This is a genomic window from Streptomyces sp. NPDC056486 (assembly GCF_042795295.1).
Classification (GTDB): domain Bacteria; phylum Actinomycetota; class Actinomycetes; order Streptomycetales; family Streptomycetaceae; genus Streptomyces.
The window spans coordinates 1-16,670 of record NZ_JBHTSF010000022.1 but is presented as its reverse complement, the minus strand read 5'-3'; the positions used below and the strand labels follow the sequence as shown (position 1 = coordinate 16,670).

Annotated in this window: 14 protein-coding genes, 1 tRNA gene and 1 pseudogene; 9 read left to right on the top strand and 7 right to left on the bottom strand. The window is 68.3% G+C overall.

Going from position 1 to position 16,670, the window contains the following annotated elements; all coding sequences use genetic code 11:
- Window positions 1-1,440 carry a DHA2 family efflux MFS transporter permease subunit gene (locus tag ACFQ7F_RS12105; RefSeq protein WP_383269536.1) on the bottom strand — a complete coding sequence of 480 codons (1,440 nt, stop codon included), beginning with the start codon at window positions 1,438-1,440 and terminating at the stop codon, window positions 1-3.
- A 105-nt stretch (window positions 1,441-1,545) separates the two neighbouring features.
- On the opposite strand from ACFQ7F_RS12105, the gene ACFQ7F_RS12100 reads away from it, so the two are divergent.
- Window positions 1,546-2,037 (top strand): FBP domain-containing protein, encoded by a 492-nt coding sequence (locus ACFQ7F_RS12100; RefSeq protein ID WP_383269535.1) that lies wholly within the window; start codon window positions 1,546-1,548, stop codon window positions 2,035-2,037.
- On the opposite strand, the gene ACFQ7F_RS12095 is transcribed toward ACFQ7F_RS12100, so the two are convergent.
- Window positions 2,034-2,633: a MarR family transcriptional regulator gene (locus ACFQ7F_RS12095; protein WP_383269533.1), complete on the bottom strand. Its 600-nt coding sequence runs from the start codon at window positions 2,631-2,633 to the stop codon at window positions 2,034-2,036. The genes ACFQ7F_RS12100 and ACFQ7F_RS12095 overlap by 4 nt on opposite strands.
- Before the next feature lie 306 nt (window positions 2,634-2,939).
- Window positions 2,940-4,082, bottom strand: a complete 1,143-nt coding sequence (locus ACFQ7F_RS12090; protein ID WP_383269532.1) for an acyl-CoA dehydrogenase family protein — start codon at window positions 4,080-4,082, stop codon at window positions 2,940-2,942.
- A gap of 153 nt (window positions 4,083-4,235) precedes the next feature.
- Here ACFQ7F_RS12090 and ACFQ7F_RS12085 point away from each other — a divergent pair, with 153 nt between their 5' ends.
- The gene (locus ACFQ7F_RS12085; protein WP_383269530.1) at window positions 4,236-4,874 is read left to right on the top strand and encodes a TetR family transcriptional regulator; all 639 of its coding nucleotides are present in this window, start codon (window positions 4,236-4,238) and stop codon (window positions 4,872-4,874) included.
- A gap of 67 nt (window positions 4,875-4,941) precedes the next feature.
- Here ACFQ7F_RS12085 and ACFQ7F_RS12080 read toward each other — a convergent pair.
- From ACFQ7F_RS12080 to ACFQ7F_RS12070, 3 genes and pseudogenes are all read right to left on the bottom strand, one after another.
- Window positions 4,942-5,493, bottom strand: a pseudogene (locus ACFQ7F_RS12080) (HAD family hydrolase); the annotation flags it as partial.
- 94 nt (window positions 5,494-5,587) lie between these two features.
- Window positions 5,588-5,908, bottom strand: a complete 321-nt coding sequence (locus tag ACFQ7F_RS12075; RefSeq protein ID WP_383269529.1) for a LysR family transcriptional regulator — start codon at window positions 5,906-5,908, stop codon at window positions 5,588-5,590.
- Between the two features lie 41 nt (window positions 5,909-5,949).
- A complete protein-coding gene (locus ACFQ7F_RS12070; protein ID WP_383269528.1) occupies window positions 5,950-6,939 on the bottom strand; it encodes a ScbA/BarX family gamma-butyrolactone biosynthesis protein in 990 nt (329 codons plus the stop codon).
- A gap of 153 nt (window positions 6,940-7,092) precedes the next feature.
- On the opposite strand from ACFQ7F_RS12070, the gene ACFQ7F_RS12065 reads away from it, so the two are divergent.
- On the top strand, window positions 7,093-7,725 hold the full coding sequence (locus ACFQ7F_RS12065) for a ScbR family autoregulator-binding transcription factor (RefSeq protein WP_383269526.1): 633 nt from the start codon (window positions 7,093-7,095) through the stop codon (window positions 7,723-7,725).
- A 198-nt stretch (window positions 7,726-7,923) separates the two neighbouring features.
- Here ACFQ7F_RS12065 and ACFQ7F_RS12060 read toward each other — a convergent pair.
- A tRNA-Leu gene (locus ACFQ7F_RS12060) sits at window positions 7,924-8,010 on the bottom strand.
- A gap of 415 nt (window positions 8,011-8,425) precedes the next feature.
- On the opposite strand from ACFQ7F_RS12060, the gene ACFQ7F_RS12055 reads away from it, so the two are divergent.
- From ACFQ7F_RS12055 to pknB, 6 genes are all read left to right on the top strand, one after another.
- Window positions 8,426-9,328 (top strand): FhaA domain-containing protein, encoded by a 903-nt coding sequence (locus ACFQ7F_RS12055; RefSeq protein WP_383269524.1) that lies wholly within the window; start codon window positions 8,426-8,428, stop codon window positions 9,326-9,328.
- A 10-nt stretch (window positions 9,329-9,338) separates the two neighbouring features.
- Window positions 9,339-9,866: an FHA domain-containing protein gene (locus tag ACFQ7F_RS12050; protein ID WP_383269522.1), complete on the top strand. Its 528-nt coding sequence runs from the start codon at window positions 9,339-9,341 to the stop codon at window positions 9,864-9,866.
- Window positions 9,867-9,986: 120 nt separating this feature from the next.
- Window positions 9,987-11,540 carry a Stp1/IreP family PP2C-type Ser/Thr phosphatase gene (locus ACFQ7F_RS12045; RefSeq protein ID WP_383269520.1) on the top strand — a complete coding sequence of 518 codons (1,554 nt, stop codon included), beginning with the start codon at window positions 9,987-9,989 and terminating at the stop codon, window positions 11,538-11,540.
- Window positions 11,541-11,566: 26 nt separating this feature from the next.
- Window positions 11,567-12,991, top strand: coding sequence for an FtsW/RodA/SpoVE family cell cycle protein (locus tag ACFQ7F_RS12040; RefSeq protein WP_383269518.1), 1,425 nt, complete (start codon window positions 11,567-11,569; stop codon window positions 12,989-12,991).
- The gene (locus tag ACFQ7F_RS12035; RefSeq protein WP_383269516.1) at window positions 12,988-14,442 is read left to right on the top strand and encodes a peptidoglycan D,D-transpeptidase FtsI family protein; all 1,455 of its coding nucleotides are present in this window, start codon (window positions 12,988-12,990) and stop codon (window positions 14,440-14,442) included. Before ACFQ7F_RS12040 ends, ACFQ7F_RS12035 begins: the two co-directional genes overlap by 4 nt.
- Before the next feature lie 168 nt (window positions 14,443-14,610).
- Entirely contained in the window at window positions 14,611-16,602 is a 1,992-nt protein-coding gene (gene pknB / locus ACFQ7F_RS12030; RefSeq protein WP_383269515.1) for a Stk1 family PASTA domain-containing Ser/Thr kinase, read from the top strand.
- Window positions 16,603-16,670: the final 68 nt, after the last annotated feature.

Sequence of the window (16,670 nt, the reverse complement as noted above, 5' to 3'; positions counted from 1 at the left end):
TCAGGCCTGCTTGGAGGCGCCGGACGGGAGGAACAGCGCGGGGATCGCGGTGACAGCCACGAAGACGAGGGCCCACCAGAACACGGGGCCGAAGTCCCCGCCCCCGCCGTCGGCCGAGTAGACGTAGTGCTGCAGGAGCAGCGCGACGACGGTGGTGCCCACGGCACCACCGAGCTGCTGTGAGACCGCGTTGGCCGTGGTCGCGGTCGGCACGCTGGTGGCCGGGAGTGAGTGGTACAGCGTGACCATGATGGGCGCCGATGCCAGGGCCAGGCCGATGCCCTGGGCGAACAGGGCCGCGAGCAGCAGGGCGTTCACCTCGGCGGTGTCGGCCATGGCGAAGGTCGTGATGCCCGCCGCGACCAGAAGGAGCCCGAAGAGGACCAGGGCCCGGGGGTTGCTCTTGGTGTCGATGACCCGCCCGACGAGCAGCACCGCGGCAGCCGTTCCCACACCCTGCGCCACCATGATCGCTCCGGCGCCCAGCGGCCCCTTGCCACCGGCCTGCTGGAAGAACAGCGGAACCAGCACGACGACTCCGTACAGACCGAAGTTGTTGAGCAGGGTGATGGAGGTGGAGGCCGTGAACATCCGGTCGCGGAAGAGCGAGAAGTCCACGACGCCCGGGGTCTGGGCCCGGGCGGCCCGCACTCCGTGCACGGCGAGCAGGACCACGCCCGCCACGACCGGCAGGAGTACCGGTGTGCTCGTCAGCGACGTGCCCTTGGCCAGGTTGCTGAAGCCGAGGATGACGGCGGCCAGACCACCGCCCATGGTGAGCAGTCCGGCGAGGTCGAGACGCCCCGGCGCCTGTCCCTTGGTGTTCGGGAGGTATCGCACGGACAGGACGATCACCGCGACGATGATCGGCACGTTCAGGAGGAACGCCCACCGCCAGGAGAACTCCTGGATGACCGTGCCGCCAAGCACGGGGCCGAGTACCGGCGCCACCAGGAGCGGGGCAGCCATCATCGTCATCATCCGGCCCATCTGGGCCCGGCCCGCGACCTCGACGACGATGATCCGCATCAGCGGGAAGAGCATGCTGGCGCCGAAGCCCTGCACCGCCCGGAAGGCGATGAGGCTGCCCAGTGACCAGGCGGCTCCGCACAGGACCGAGCCCAGCAGAAAGACGGAGAGCGAGGCGGTCCAGGTGGCGACCGCGCCGAAGCGCTGGGCCGCCCATCCGGTCGCCGGGATGACCGACGACATCGCGAGGAGATATGCGGTGGACGCCCACTGAGCGTCCGCGAGGCCGGCGTCGAAGTACTCGGTGAACGAGTGCATGGCGACGCCGACGATCGTGGTGTCGAGCAGGGCGACGAACGCGCCCAGTGCGAGGACGAGAGCCACGACGACGGGTGAGCGCTCCACCGGTGGAGCGGCCGCTTCGGCCGGCGCCTCCTCCTTGGCGCTCGTGGTGCTGATCTCCTCGGACATGAACTTTTCCTTTCCTGTACAGCGTCAGGGCAGTGACGCGTGGCTGTAACCTAGACCCCCTTGGGCTTTGCCTAATATACACAGGCATTGCTAGGGTCCGGGATCATGAAGGAATTGACCGACCCGCAGATCCGCGCATCGTTCGTCAACTGCACCAAGGGCGAGGCCAGTCGGCTCGCCGTGCCGCGAGATCTTTCCGAACTGCCTTGGGAGGACCTGGACTTCCTCGGATGGCGCGACCCCGGTGCGCCGCAGCGCAGCTACATCGTGGCCGAGCACGAGGGCCGCCTTGTGGGCTTCAGCCTCCGTTTGGCGCCCCGCACCGGGAACTCGTACCACCGCGCCATGTGCTCCATCTGTCTGACCACCCACCCTGCGAGCGGGGTGACGTTGATGACGGCCCGCAAGGCACGCGAGACCGGCAACAGCGACGACACGGTGGGCGAGTACATCTGCAGCAATCTGGCCTGCTCCCTGTACGTGCGGGGCAAGAAGCGGGCCCAGCCCGGGGGCCGCCTCAAGGAGTCCCTCACCGAGGAGGAGAAGGTCGAGCGCATGAAGACGAAGCTCGCCGACTTCCTGAACAAGCTGTTCTAGTGGCGCTGCGGGGCACCCGGGTCGCCGCGCAGGGCGTCCAACGTGTGGGCGAGCGCCATCCGATAGGCGGGCACCGCGGCCTCGTACAGGTCGCGCCCCCGCTCGGTTATCCGGCCGTGCACCGTGCGCCGATCACCGGTGCTCGGCATGCGCACGGCCAGCTCGTCCCGGACGAGGCGGTCGACGACCCGGGATGTCGACGACGGACTGAGACGGATCTCCTGGGCGAGTTCCGCGATGCGCAACTGCCCGGGATTCTGGGCGAGTTGTTCCAGGGCGAGATACGTCGACGGGGAAAGCCCGAGTCGGCCGAGCTCGCGCGTCAGCGCCCGCTCGAAGTGGCAGCGCAGCTCCTCCGTGCGCCGCCACCAGGAGAGCTCCCCCTCGGACGCCTCACGTGCGCCGCCACGGGAGCCTGGCCGGCCGGGCACCTCCAGCAGGGCCGACGCACCCGCCCTGCTGTCTCCGTCGCCGCAGGCCGGGGCGGCGAGCGCGACGCGGGGGGCGGGGCGGCGGGAATGGCCGCCACCCTGATCGCCCGGGTGGACCGGGCGGTGCGCGGCGAGCGTGGTGGACGGTCCGGGATATGCCGTCACAGAGGATCACCCAATCTCGGTCGATGCCGGCCGGGGAGAACAGCTCACGGCCAGGTCGTGCCCCCGGACCTCTCGCCGTAACGAGGGGAGTGAGGGCGGTGCCGACAACGAGAAAATCATTCCTTCGAGAAGGTTTCAAATTTGATCAGAGATCCTGATAACACGAGACCTGGGCACCCGACAGCGCGATCGGACACACGAACACGCGGATACGCGAACGGCCCCCGGCAGTACCGGGGGCCGTTCGTCGGGAAGGTGCGGGCCGGCGAATCGCGGGGCCACGGCCTCACCGCACGCCCCGCGGAATCAGCGCACGCCAGCCTCGGCCGCCGCCCACCGGCCGTAGGCGGCCGCGGCGGGCTGCAGCCGCAGGGCGCCATGACCGGCGAGGGCATGCACATCACGCCAGAACCGCTGCAGTGGCTCCCCGTCGACCTGAGCGCGCGCGCCGCCACTGCGGATGAGCCGCTCCACGGCACCGACCAGCATCTCCACGGCAACCACCGCGTCGCGCATGTTCAGGGCCACCGGCAGGTCGTCCAGCGGGGCCTGGTCGGCCCGTTCGGCCGCGCGCCGCAGCAGCAGATACGCCGCGTCGACCTCGGCGGAGGAGAGGGCCAGGGTCTGCTGCGCGACGGCGTCATCGAAGAAGCGGCCGCCGCCCGCCGTGGTGCGTCCGGCGGCCAAAGCGGTCCAGGCGCGCAGGGCGCCGCGCGCCGCGCCGAGCGCGGGCGCCGCGAAGATGAGGGACGCGACCAGGGTGTACGGGATGCGGTGACAGCGCGCGGCGTCCTTCTCCTCGCGCCCTGCGGCAAGAGCCTCGCGCGTGACGGTGCGGTGCTCGGGCACGAAGGTGGCGTCGACCGTGACGCTATGACTTCCGGTGCCCCGCAGGCCGCTGTTGCGCCAGGTGTCGTGGATCGAGAAGTCGGCGCGGGGCACGGCGAGGATCCGCTGGCGGTGACCACCGTCGGCGGGTTCCGGGGCGGCGAGCAGGATCCATCGCGCATGGTCGACTCCGCTCGCGAAGTCCCATCGCCCGGTCAGCAGATAGCCGCCGGGTGTCGCGGTGAGCTCCCCGGCAGGTGGCACCACGGCAGCCGCGATGGGGGTGTCCGGGCCGGATTCCCACAGGTCGGCCCGCCCTTGGCGGGGAAGGTGGGCGGCAAGCCTGCCGTGGGCGGCCTGCAGCGCGGCGCACCAGGCCGCGGAGGTACACCCTTCTCCCACCACGGCGACGGCGTCGAGGAGTTCGGCGAAGGTGCCGGTGGCGCCGCCGAATTCGGCGGGAACGAAATGGCGCGCGAAGCCGGCCCTGACCACGGCGTCGGCCACGGCCGGGTGCAGGGTGCGCGCCTGCTCCGACTCCGCCGCGTACCGGGCCCCCAGAGCGGCGATGTCGTGGGTCCGGACGGTGCGCGTCAGTGCGGCGTGGATGGTGGTGGGCATCAACCTGCCCCCTTCTTACAGACAGATTGTCTGAATCGGAGCTATTTATGATCGGAATTACGGGATCGACTTGCCCTTCGGCGCCTCCGCAAGAAAAGATTCCGTTGCGTAGGAATTTTTGAGAGAGTGACGGTGCCAACTGGGGGCCTGGCCATGGGGAAGCAGGACAGAGCGCGGCGTACACGCGGGCTGGTCTTGGATGCGGCCGCCGTGGAGTTCGCCGCGCAGGGGTTCGCCGCCACCAACTTGCAGGTGGTCGCACGGCATACCGGCCTCACCAAGGGGGCGCTCTACGGGCACTTCGCCTCCAAGGCCGAGCTGGCCGCCGAGCTGACCCGGCAGTTCGAGGAGCACTGGCAGGCGCTGCTCAATGCGGCCAAGGGCTCCGGGGCGCCGCCCCTGCGGGTGCTCGACCTGCTGCTGACTCAACTCTCCGACCACGCGCAGCACGATGTGCGGTTCCGTGCGGGCCTGCGGCTGGTGTCCGAGAAGGGCTGGGCCGAGGGCACAAGCACGGAACAGGTCGAGCAACTGCGTGCGCTGCTCCTTCACTTGGTGGCGGGCGCACAGGAAAGCGGCGGGATCGACCCGGGCCACCGGCCCGAGGTGCTCAGCCAGCTGTTCCTCGCCGTGCTCCTCGGGCAGTGCCACACGGTTACCGCCGGGCCGCCGGAACAGGACGGCCGGCAGACGCAGCAGCTGTGGAAGACACTGCTGCCCGCCATGCGCCACCCGGTGATGGGCCTGGCCCGGGCAGCCGCCCCCATCCCTCGCGCTGTGCAAGGGAGTTGAGCACCGGGTCGTCGCCGACCACCACCGGATGGCCGACGGCCCGCAGCAGATCCACGTCGCTGGCGTGATCACCGTAGGCGTGGCAGTCACGTGGCGACGCCCGGTGGTCGTCCATCGTCGATCGGGCCAGCTCCGCCTTCCGCGGCCCGATCACCGGCGTGTCCACGTTCCCGGTCAGGACACCGTCGTGTTCCTCGGCGGTGGTGCACAGGACCACGTCGGCCTGCAGCTCCTCGGCTATCGGTGCCAGGCACGGCAGAAAAGACCCGGAGACCAGCGCGACGAGGGCTCCGGCGCGCCGGTGGCTTCGCAAGGCATCGACGGCAGGCTGGTGGAAGACGCCTCCCTGCGCCTGTTCGACGGCGAACCAGGCACGTCCGGCCCGGTCAAGCTCGGCGACGGAGGCCCCCCGGAAGTGGCGGTAGAACGACCGGTTGAGCCGGCTGCGCGGTATACCGGCCGCCAGATCGCGGAGGTGCTCATCGCGGGCCCGCAGGAAGCGGGCCCGGTTCTCGCCCACCCGCTCCCAGTAGAAGGCGAGGAAGCGGGACAGGCTGGTGACGGTGATGAGCGTCTCGTCCACATCGAAGAATGCGACGGTTGGTGAAGCGGCGTTCATGGAGTCCTTGCCACCGCCCGCGGAAGGACGGCATCGAGTCAGGAGAGGACGGACGGAAGAGAACGGAAACGACGGAGAGGAAACGCCGTGCGCGCTACACCGGGTAGGGGTGCGCATGGCAGTCCCGGCGCCGGCCGAGGTCGCCACGGCGGCCGACCGCTCCACGGACCTCCCTGCCCGTCGTGTCGACCGCCTGGAGGATCTGGTCCACCCGGCCCTGCAGCACCGCGCCCGCAGGTGTCAGCTCGATGGGGCAGCGCCCGCGACGCAGAAACAGGACGGCGTCGAGCGAGGACTCCAGACTCTTGATCTGGCCGGTGACGGTGGACTGGGCGCAGTGCAGATTCCTGGCCGCCTGGGTGAAGCTCAATTCCCGTGCCACCTCACGGAAGACACGCAGCTGCTGAAGTTCCATCGCCTGCCCCCTGGGGATACGCGCTCGGTACCGGGTGCCGGTCAACAGGCCGACACGACGCGGTGCGGCCGGTACACGGAGGTGGCGCGGGCAAGGGTGCGTTCGCCCTGGGTGGCCGTGAGCCGGACCAGCCGATCACCTGGGGCGGCGTCCGTGAGCCCTTCGTGCGCCTCGACCGTGACGGGCGCGTCCAGTTCGCCGAAGCAGTCGAAGCTGACCTCGCACGACGTCATCAGATGGGTCCGCGGGTCGCCGGACTGACGCAGCAGCTGGTGTCCCGCCTGACGGAATGCCTCGACGAGGGCCATGCCGGGAACGTGGTCGCTGGCGTGCTCGAAGTAGCCCGGGTGCTTCGCGTCCAGGTGCATCCCGTACTTCCCCGGTCCCTCGCTGCTCAACAGGACGTTCTCCGGGCGGACCTGCCCCACATCGGCGGCCGGGAGCAGGGTCCGGGACCGCGGCGGCAGCAGACCGCCGGCAGGGGTACTGCGGTAACGAAGTGTGGCGTAGAGCTCGTCGCCCACCGCAAGGAGCCGCACCGAAGCCCGGCCGCAGTGCAGGCCGTTGACTTTGAGCGCGGTCTCGTAGCGGGCGCCGAAGCGCTTGGTGGACTGGTTGGTGTCGGGCGTGAACCGCCCGTCGAGCACGACCCGGAGCGGGGCACCGCCCACGCGCAGCGGGGCCGGGTCCTCGATCTGGAAGTCGAGGTCGCAGAAGATGAAACGGTGGGCCAGCGGAACATCGTGGAAGCGGTGTGCGGTGTAGATGGCCGCCTGTCTCACGGTCTCGACAAGCAGCACCGGATCACTGAACGCCGCCGCGTCCGGTTCGTACAGTGCGTGGCTGCGCGGCCACTGTGCGGCTATGAGGACACGCTCCGCGTCCTCCATCCTGCACCCGTCCGTCAGGAAGACCTCGGTCACGGCCGCACGGTGGACCAGGGTGCGAGGCACCGTCTGGTCGTACGTGAGCAGATGACGTACCGGCTTCACGCCCTCGGTACAGATTTCAGGAAACGTGCTGATCGACATGGATGAACCCCCCCGCCCAGTCCCAACATGTGGGACTACCAATCGGCTAGCGGAAGGAAAATATACCTTCTCGAATGTATATTACAAGGTGCAATGCAACCGCAGCACACTCATCGGGATCCCGGAGTGCTGACTCAGGAAGGGACGGAGCCGGTGCAGAACACGAACGGGTCGGGCACGACCCAACAGGCCACCAGCCAGCCCAAACAGGAGCGTTCACGACGCACCAAGGCCCAGATCCTGCAGGTTGCGGCTGAAATCTTCGCGGAACAGGGATACCCGACAGTCACCCTGCAGGCCGTCGCCGAACGTGCCTCGATGACCAAGGGCGCCGTCTATTTCCACTACGCCAACAAGCAGGCGCTGGCCATCGCCGTCATGGAAGGGCACTACGCGCGCTGGCCACCCCTCGTCGAACAGGTGCAGGCCATGGAACTACCGCCGCTCCAGACCCTGCTGGCCATCCTGGACCGCACCGCCGAGGCCTTCCACACCGACAGCATCGTCCAGGCCGGTGCCCGGCTGCAGATCGAGCGCTCCTTGATCGGCGCCGATCTGCCCCAGCCCTACGTCGGGTGGTCCAAGCTGCTCGTCGGATTCATCGCCGCGGCGAAGGAGGCCGGACAACTGCGCGCCGAGACCGACCCGGAGACCCTGGCCCGGGTCGTCGTCTCCTCCTTCTTCGGCGTGCAGCACATCTCGGATGTACTGACGGGGCGCGACGACTTCATGGAGCGTTACGCCGAGATGCGCGATGTCCTCTTCAAGGGGTTCGTCGTCGCCTGAACCGTCCGGTGTGTCCGCCGGAGTCCGTCATCGACGCCGCACCCACCCCCGCACAACAGAGCAGGACCCCGGCAGTGAGATAGCTCACCACCGGGGCCCCGTCTCTTCATCCTGCGGGCCGCAGCCCGCCCAGAACGCGAGAAACGGGCCCCACCAGGACTTTCGTCCTTGGTGAAGACCCGTCTCATCGGTTCTTCATGGTGCGCGAGGGGGGAGTTGAACCCCCACGCCCTTTCGGGCACTGGAACCTGAATCCAGCGCGTCTGCCTATTCCGCCACCCGCGCATGGGTGTTGTCTTGGGTTCTGTCACCGCTTCGTGACCGCTTCGTGCGAACACTTTTTCGGTGCGAGCGCCTTCCGACATCCAGAAGATTAGCACGCTGCCGGGGGTGGATTCACATCCGTATTCGGGGGCACCTGCCCAGGTGATCCGGCGAGATACGGGCCCGACCGACCGACTTCCGCCGTAGTCGGCGAAGCTGCACAGCCGGGTGCGGGACACTGGTTTGAGGCCCCCTCTACGATCCCTGTCAGAGGAGCCTGAGAGGAACCCGGAAGGATCCCGGAACCCTGGTGCGGGCATGCCTTGTGAGAGGCGACACTCATCGACTGGGCGGACAGGGGGAACCAGCCGATTTCCCGGCGCGTGGATACGATCAGTAAGCAGTACCAGGATGACTACGACGGAGGAGGTGCCCCATGGGAGTCATGAAGAAGTTCGAACAGCGACTCGAAGGTCTCGTCAACGGCACCTTCGCCAAGGTGTTCAAGTCCGAGGTCCAGCCCGTCGAGATCGCCGGCGCCCTCCAGCGCGAGTGCGACAACAACGCGACGATCTGGAACCGCGAGCGGACCGTCGTCCCCAATGACTTCATCGTGGAGCTCAGCGCGCCCGACTTCGAACGCCTGAGCCCGTACTCGGGACAGCTCGGCGACGAGCTCTCCGGGATGGTGCGCGAGTACGCCAAGCAGCAGCGGTACAGCTTCATGGGCCCCATCAAGGTCCACCTGGAGAAGGCCGAGGACCTCGACACGGGTCTGTACCGAGTGCGCAGCCGCACGCTCGCGTCCAGCACCTCGCAGAGCCCCGAGCAAGCCCCCACGGGCCCCTCGGGCCCGGGCGCCGCGAGCGCCGGCCACAGCCCCGCCAGGCCCCCCGCGGGAGGCGCAGGCGGCGGCTATGGCTACCCACAGCCCCCTCAGCCCTCCAACGCGCCTCCTCCCATGCCCGCCGCGCCGCCCCCGGGCGGCCGTCCCGGCGGGGCCTCACCGGCACCGAGCCGCCCTCAGGGGCCCGGCGCCGGGGCTCTTCCGGGTGCACAGGTGCGGCGCTGGATCGAGATCAACGGCAATCGCCATCAGATCTCCCGCCCGACGCTGGTGCTGGGTCGCAGCACCGACGCCGATGTGCGGATCGACGACCCCGGCGTATCGCGCCGGCACTGTGAGATCCGGACCGGAACGCCCTCGACGATCCAGGATCTCGGGTCTACCAACGGCATCGTGGTAGACGGGCAGCACACCACCCGCGCTACGCTCCGCGACGGCTCGCGGATCGTCGTGGGCCAAACCACCATCGTTTACCGGCAAGCCGAAGGGTGAAGCGGGGGCAATGTCAGAGCTGACCCTGACGGTCATGCGGCTGGGTTTCCTAGCCGTTCTGTGGCTGTTCGTGATCGTGGCCGTCCAGGTCATCCGTAGCGACCTGTTTGGAACACGTGTCACACAGCGCGGCTCGCGCCGTGAGAACGCGCGACCGCAGCAAGCCGCTCGCCAGCAACAGCAGGCGGCGGCAACACCACCTCCCCAGCGCCAGCAGCAAGGGGGCGGGCGGCAGCGCCGTGGCGCCCCCAGCAAGCTGGTCGTATCCGAAGGGATCCTCGCGGGCACGACGGTCGCCCTGCAGGGCCAGACGATCTCGCTGGGCCGGGCGCACGATTCGACGATCGTGCTTGACGACGACTACGCGTCAAGCAGGCATGCCAGGATCTACCCGGACCGTGACGGTCAGTGGATCGTCGAGGATCTCGGGTCCACCAACGGCACGTATCTGGACCGGACCCGACTCACCACCCCGACGCCCGTTCCGCTGGGCGCGCCGATCCGCATCGGCAAGACCGTCATCGAGCTGCGGAAGTAGTACGACAATGAGCGAGCGGAGCGAGCGAGCCGACGCGGTCCACACACTGGACGCCAGCGCGCTCCCGACCGGAGGGTGGGCACCGTGCGGATGTACCCGGAGCCGACGGGCGAGGTGCGCATGAGTCTGTCTTTGCGCTTCGCCGCCGGATCGCACAAAGGCATGATCCGGGAGGGGAACGAGGACTCCGGTTACGCCGGTCCACGTCTCCTCGCGATTGCCGACGGCATGGGGGGCCAGGCCGCGGGTGAGGTGGCGAGCTCCGAGGTGATCTCGACGCTCGTCACCCTCGACGACGACGTACCGGGATCGGACATCCTCACGTCGCTCGGCACCGCCGTGCAGCGGGCCAACGACCAACTGCGCCTGATGGTCGAGGAGGACCCCCAGCTCGAGGGCATGGGGACGACCCTGACCGCCCTCCTGTGGACGGGCCAGCGCCTGGGCCTCGTACACGTGGGCGATTCACGCGCCTACCTCCTCAGGGACGGCGTCCTCACGCAGATCACCCAGGACCACACCTGGGTGCAGCGCCTCGTCGACGAGGGCCGGATCACCGAGGAAGAAGCCACCACCCACCCGCAGCGCTCCTTGCTGATGCGCGCGCTCGGCAGTGGCGAGCACGTCGAACCGGACCTCTCCATCCGTGAAGTCCGCTCCGGCGACCGCTATTTGATCTGCTCCGACGGTCTCTCCGGTGTCGTGTCGCACCAGACGATGGAAGACACCCTCGCGAGCTACCAAGGCCCGCAGGAGACCGTCCAGGAGCTCATCCAGCTCGCGCTGCGCGGCGGCGGACCCGACAACATCACGGTGATCGTCGCCGATGTCCTGGACATCGACGGCGGCGACACCCTGGCGGGACAGCTCTCCGACACCCCCGTGGTCGTCGGCGCGGTCGCCGAGAACCAGCTCCAGTCGCAGGACGACGGCGCCATGCAGACCCCTGCGGGCCGCGCGTCCGGCCTCGGCCGTCCGGTGCCGCCGCAGCCCTCCGGAGGCGGCTTCGGGCCGCCCGGGAGCGGAGACACGACGGGATACGTTCCCGAAGGGAACTTCGGCGCGTACAGCGACGAGGACTTCGTGAAGCCCGGCGGCGGCCGCAAGTGGCTCAAGAGATCGCTCTACACGGTGCTCGCCCTGGCGGTCATCGGCGGCGGCCTGTACGGCGGCTACCGCTGGACCCAGACCCAGTACTTCGTAGGCACGAGCGACAAGAATGTCGCCCTGTACCGCGGCATCGACCAGGATCTGGCGTGGGTCAGCCTGTCGAAGGTCGAGGAGAACTACCCGAAGATCGAACTCAAGTACCTGCCGCCGTACCAGCGCAAGCAGGTCGAGGCGACCATCGAAGAGGGCAACCTCGACGACGCCAAGAACAAGATCGAGGAGCTCGGCCTGCAGGCCTCGGCCTGCGAGAAGGACGCCAAGCGCCGCGAGGCCGAGCGGGAGAACGCCAAGCCCGGCGAGGGCGAGGCGGGCGGTGCCACCGGTCTGGCCGCCAAGGCCCCCACCGACGATCCGACCGATCCCACCGATCCGTCGGACACGAACAAGAACGACAAGAACAGCACGACCGACAAGAACAAGTCCAAGACCGCACCGACTCCCACACCCGGCCCCAGTCTCTCCCAGGACGAGGAGAAGCTGGTCCCGCTGTGCGGTAAGCAGTAAGCAGCCGTTGGGGGCCTTTGCACGCCATGAGCAGTAGCACTACACACACGTCGACCATCGGCGCGATCGGAGCGCCGAGCAGGCGCAACACCGAGCTCGCGCTCCTCGCGTTCGCCGTCGTCATCCCGCTGTTCGCCTACATCAACGTAGGCCTCGCGATCGACGGCAAGATGCCGACCGGCATGCTCGGTTACGGCTGCGGTCTCGGGCTGCTCGCATCCGTGTCCCACATCGTGGTGCGCAAATTCGCGCCGTACGCCGATCCGCTGCTGTTGCCCCTGGCCACGCTTCTCAACGGCCTCGGTCTTGTGGTCATCTGGCGGCTCGACCAGTCGGAGCGGCTGCAGAACCTTCCCAACTTCAGCGCTGCCGCGCCGAACCAGCTCATGTACTCCGCGATCGGCATCGCCCTGTTCGTCGGCGTACTGCTCCTGCTCAAGGACCACCGCGTCCTGCAGCGCTATACGTACATCTCGATGGTCGGCTCCATCGTCCTCTTGCTGTTGCCCCTGGTTCCCGGGCTCGGCATGAACGTGTTCGGCGCCAAGATCTGGATCCACGTCGGCGGATTCTCCATCCAGCCCGGTGAGTTCGCGAAGATCGTCATCGCGATCTTCTTCGCGGGCTATCTGATGGTGAAGCGCGACGCCCTGGCGCTTGCCAGCCGCCGCTTCATGGGCCTGTACCTGCCGCGTGGCCGTGACCTGGGCCCGATCGTCGTCGTCTGGGTCATCTCGATCCTGATCCTGGTCTTCGAGACCGACCTCGGTACGTCGCTGCTGTTCTTCGGCATGTTCGTCGTCATGCTGTACGTCGCCACGGAGCGCACCAGCTGGATCGTGTTCGGCATGCTGATGTCCGCGGTCGGCGCGGTCGGCGTCGCCTCCTTCGAGCCGCACGTCAACCAGCGCGTCGCCGCGTGGCTCGACCCCCTGCACGAGTTCGAGCTGAGCCAGCAGGGCGTGGTCGGGCACTCCGAGCAGGCCATGCAGGCCCTGTGGGCCTTCGGATCCGGCGGCACCCTCGGCACCGGCCTCGGCCAGGGCAACTCCGACCTGATCAAGTTCGCCGCCAACTCGGACTTCATCCTCGCCACCTTCGGCGAGGAGCTCGGCCTCGCCGGGATCATGGCGATCATGCTGATCTACGGGCTGATCGTGGAGCGCGGTGTGCGCACGGCCCTCGCCGCGCGCGACCCGTTCGGCAAGCTCCTCGCGATCGGCCTGTCCGGCGCCTTCGCCATCCAGGTCTTCGTGGTCGCGGGCGGCGTCATGGGCCTGATCCCGCTGACGGGTATGACCATGCCCTTCCTCGCGTACGGCGGTTCATCGGTGATCGCCAACTGGGCGCTGATCGGCATCCTGATCCGCATCAGCGACACGGCCCGCCGCCCCGCGCCCGCCCCCGCTCCGAATCCCGACGCCGAAATGACGCAGGTGGTCCGACCGTGAACAAGCCCCTGCGCCGGATCGCGATCTTCTGCGGGCTTCTCGTCCTCGCCCTGCTCGCCCGGGACAACTGGCTCCAGTACGTCCAGGCCGACACGCTCGCCAAGGACGAGAAGAACCCCCGCGTCACCATCGAGCGGTACGCCACGCCACGCGGCGACATCATCGTGGACGGCAAGCCGGTCACCGGCTCCAAGGAGACCGGCGGCAGCGACCTCAAGTACAAGCGGACGTACAAAGAGGGCCCCATGTGGTCCCCGGTCACCGGCTTCGCCTCGCAGACCGTCGGCGCGACGCAGCTGGAGTCCATCGAGGACGGCATCCTGACCGGCAACGACGACCGGCTCTTCTTCCGCCGCAGCCTCGACCTGCTGACCGGCGAGAAGAAGGAGGGCGGCAACGTCGTCACGACGCTCAACTCGGACGCGCAGAAAGCCGCGTACAAGGGTCTGAAGGGCCTCGGCAAGGGCGCGGTCGCCGCGCTCGACCCCTCCACCGGCGCGATCCTGGCCCTCGCATCCGCTCCTTCGTACGACCCCTCCAGCTTCGCCGGAAGCGACGGGTCCGCCTTCCAGAAGCTGGACAAGAACAAAGACCAGCCGATGCTGAACCGCGCGCTGCGCGAGACGTACCCGCCGGGCTCCACCTTCAAGGCGGTCACCGCCGCGGCGGCCCTGGAGCACGACCTGTACAGCGACATCGACGCGCCCACCAAGTCCCCGCTGCCCTGGACGATGCCCGACACCACGCAGCCGCTGCCGAACGAGGGCAACATCCCCTGCAAGAACGCCTCGCTGCGTGAGGCGCTGCGGGTGTCGTGCAACACCGTCTTCGGCAAGATCGGGTCGGACCTCGGCAAGGACAAGATGCTCGAGACGGCCGAGAAGTTCGGCTTCAACGAACAGCAGTTCGTGCCGGTCCGCTCGAACGCCTCCGTCTTCCCCAAGAAGATGGACAGGCCGCAGACCGCGCTCTCCTCCATCGGCCAGTTCGAGACGGCCGCGACGCCGCTGCAGATGGCCATGGTCGCCTCGGCCATCGCCAACGACGGCAAGCTGATGGAGCCGTACATGGTCAGCGAGCTGCAGGCGCCGAACCTGGACGTGATCGAGAAGCACTCGCCCAAGGAGATGAGCCAGCCTCTCTCCGAGGAGAACGCGCAGAAGCTCCAGGACATGATGCAGACGGTCGTCAACGAAGGCACCGGCAAGAACGCCAAGATCCCCGGCGTCACCGTCGGCGGCAAGACCGGTACGGCCCAGCACGGCGTCGACAACAGCGAAAACCCCTACGCCTGGTTCATCAGCTACGCCAAGACCGACTCCGGTTCACCGGTGGCCGTCGCCGTGGTCGTCGAGGACAGCAAGGCCGGCCGCGACGACATCTCCGGTGGTGGTCTGGCCGCTCCCATCGCCAAGGACGTGATGCAGGCGGTTCTCGACAGCAAGAAGTGACCCCCGTCACGGCCCCTTCACATCAGTGCACGTTGCGATACCGGTCCTGTATCGGGTGACGGTGGCGGCCGGGTCACGTAAGGCGAGCCGGGTACGGTATGCCCGGACAGCACACCGCCGGACCACACAAGGGTGCGGTCGGGACCGACGGAGAGGGCTGGAATAGCTATGGAAGAGCCGCGTCGCCTCGGCGGGCGGTACGAGCTGGGCCAGGTGCTCGGCCGAGGCGGGATGGCGGAGGTTTACCTCGCGCACGACACCCGCCTCGGACGCACCGTGGCGGTGAAGACGCTGCGGGTCGACCTCGCGCGTGACCCGTCGTTCCAGGCCCGGTTCCGCCGTGAGGCCCAGTCGGCCGCCTCGCTCAACCATCCTGCGATCGTCGCGGTCTACGACACCGGCGAGGACTACGTGGACGGGGTCTCCATCCCGTACATCGTGATGGAGTACGTCGACGGGTCCACCCTGCGCGAGCTGCTGCACTCCGGGCGCAAGCTGCTGCCCGAGCGCGCCATGGAGATGACGATCGGCATCCTCCAGGCCTTGGAGTACTCCCACCGCAACGGCATCGTCCACCGCGACATCAAGCCCGCGAACGTCATGCTGACGCGCAACGGCCAGGTCAAGGTCATGGACTTCGGCATCGCCCGCGCCATGGGCGACTCCGGGATGACGATGACGCAGACGGCGGCGGTCATCGGCACCGCGCAGTACCTCTCGCCGGAGCAGGCCAAGGGCGAGCAGGTGGACGCACGAAGCGACCTCTACTCGACGGGCTGCCTGCTCTACGAGCTCCTGACCGTTCGCCCGCCGTTCGTGGGCGACTCACCGGTCGCGGTCGCCTACCAGCACGTACGGGAAGAGCCCCAGGCCCCCAGCGTCTTCGACGGCGAGATCACGCCGGAGATGGACGCCATCGTCCTGAAGGCCCTCACCAAGGACCCGGACTACCGCTACCAGTCGGCCGACGACATGCGCGCCGACATCGAGGCCTGCCTCGACGGCCAGCCCGTGCAGGCCACCGCCGCCATGGGCGCGGTCGGCTACGGCGGCCATCCGGACGACCAGCAGACAGCGATGCTGCGCCCGCAGAACGGCGGCGGCCAGACATCGATGATGCCGCCGGTCGGCCCGGACGACGGCTACGACGACCATTCACGCCGCCGCCAGAAGAAGAGCAATACCTCCACGATCCTTCTGGTGCTCGCGGGTCTCCTTGTCCTGGTGGGCGCGATCCTGATCGGGAAGTGGGCGTTCACCGGGGGCGGTGGCGACGATTCGATCAAGGCACCGAACTTCGTCGGCGAGAAGCTCGCCGACGCCAAGCAGTCGGCCAAGAACGTGGACCTCGTACTCGACGACTCCGAGCACAAGCCGTGCGAGAAGTACCCGAAGGGCGAGATCTGCAAGCAGGACCCGGGTGCGAACGCCACGGTCAACAAGGGCGACACGATCAAGGTGACGGTTTCTACGGGGGCGCGGAAGGTCGCGGTGCCGAAGGTCGTGGGCCTGGACGTCGACACCGCCACGGAGAAGCTCGAGAGCGACAAGTACCAGTTCGACGTCAGCACCAAGCCTGTGGAGTCCTCCGGTACGCCGGGCGAGGTTCTCGACTCGGACCCGGTCTTCGGTACCGAAGTGGAGAAGGGCAGCAAGATCACCCTTGAGGTGGCCAAGAAGGCCGCCAAGTCCGTGGTCCCCGACGTCACCGGCAAGACGTGTGACGAGGCCAAGGCCCAGCTGGAGAGCAACGACCTCGTCGGTACGTGCGAGGAAGAAGAGAGCGCGGACGTCGAGGCAGGCAAGGTCATCTCGCAGAGCCTCGCCCCGCAGACCGAGGCCGACCCCAACTCCACGGTCACGCTGAAGGTCGCCAAGGCCGCCGAGAAGGCCACCGTGCCCACCCTCACCGGCCAGAAGCTCAAGGACGCCCGCAAGGCCATCGAGGACGCCGGTCTGACGGTCGGCACGATCACGGGCCCGCAGGACGACGACGCCCTTGTCGTCCTCTCCCAGCCGGCTGCCAACGAAGAGGTCGACCCCGGCTCCGGGGTCAACCTGACCACGGCAGGCGGCAACCAGGGCGACAACGGCGGCGGGAACGACGGGGGCGGCTTCCTCGGAGGCAACGCGGGCTTCTCCCGCCACGACGAGGACTGAACCGCCTGACCCCCGCCTGACCCGCCGCAGTACTTACTGCAGTACATGGGAAGAGCCCCGGTCACCGC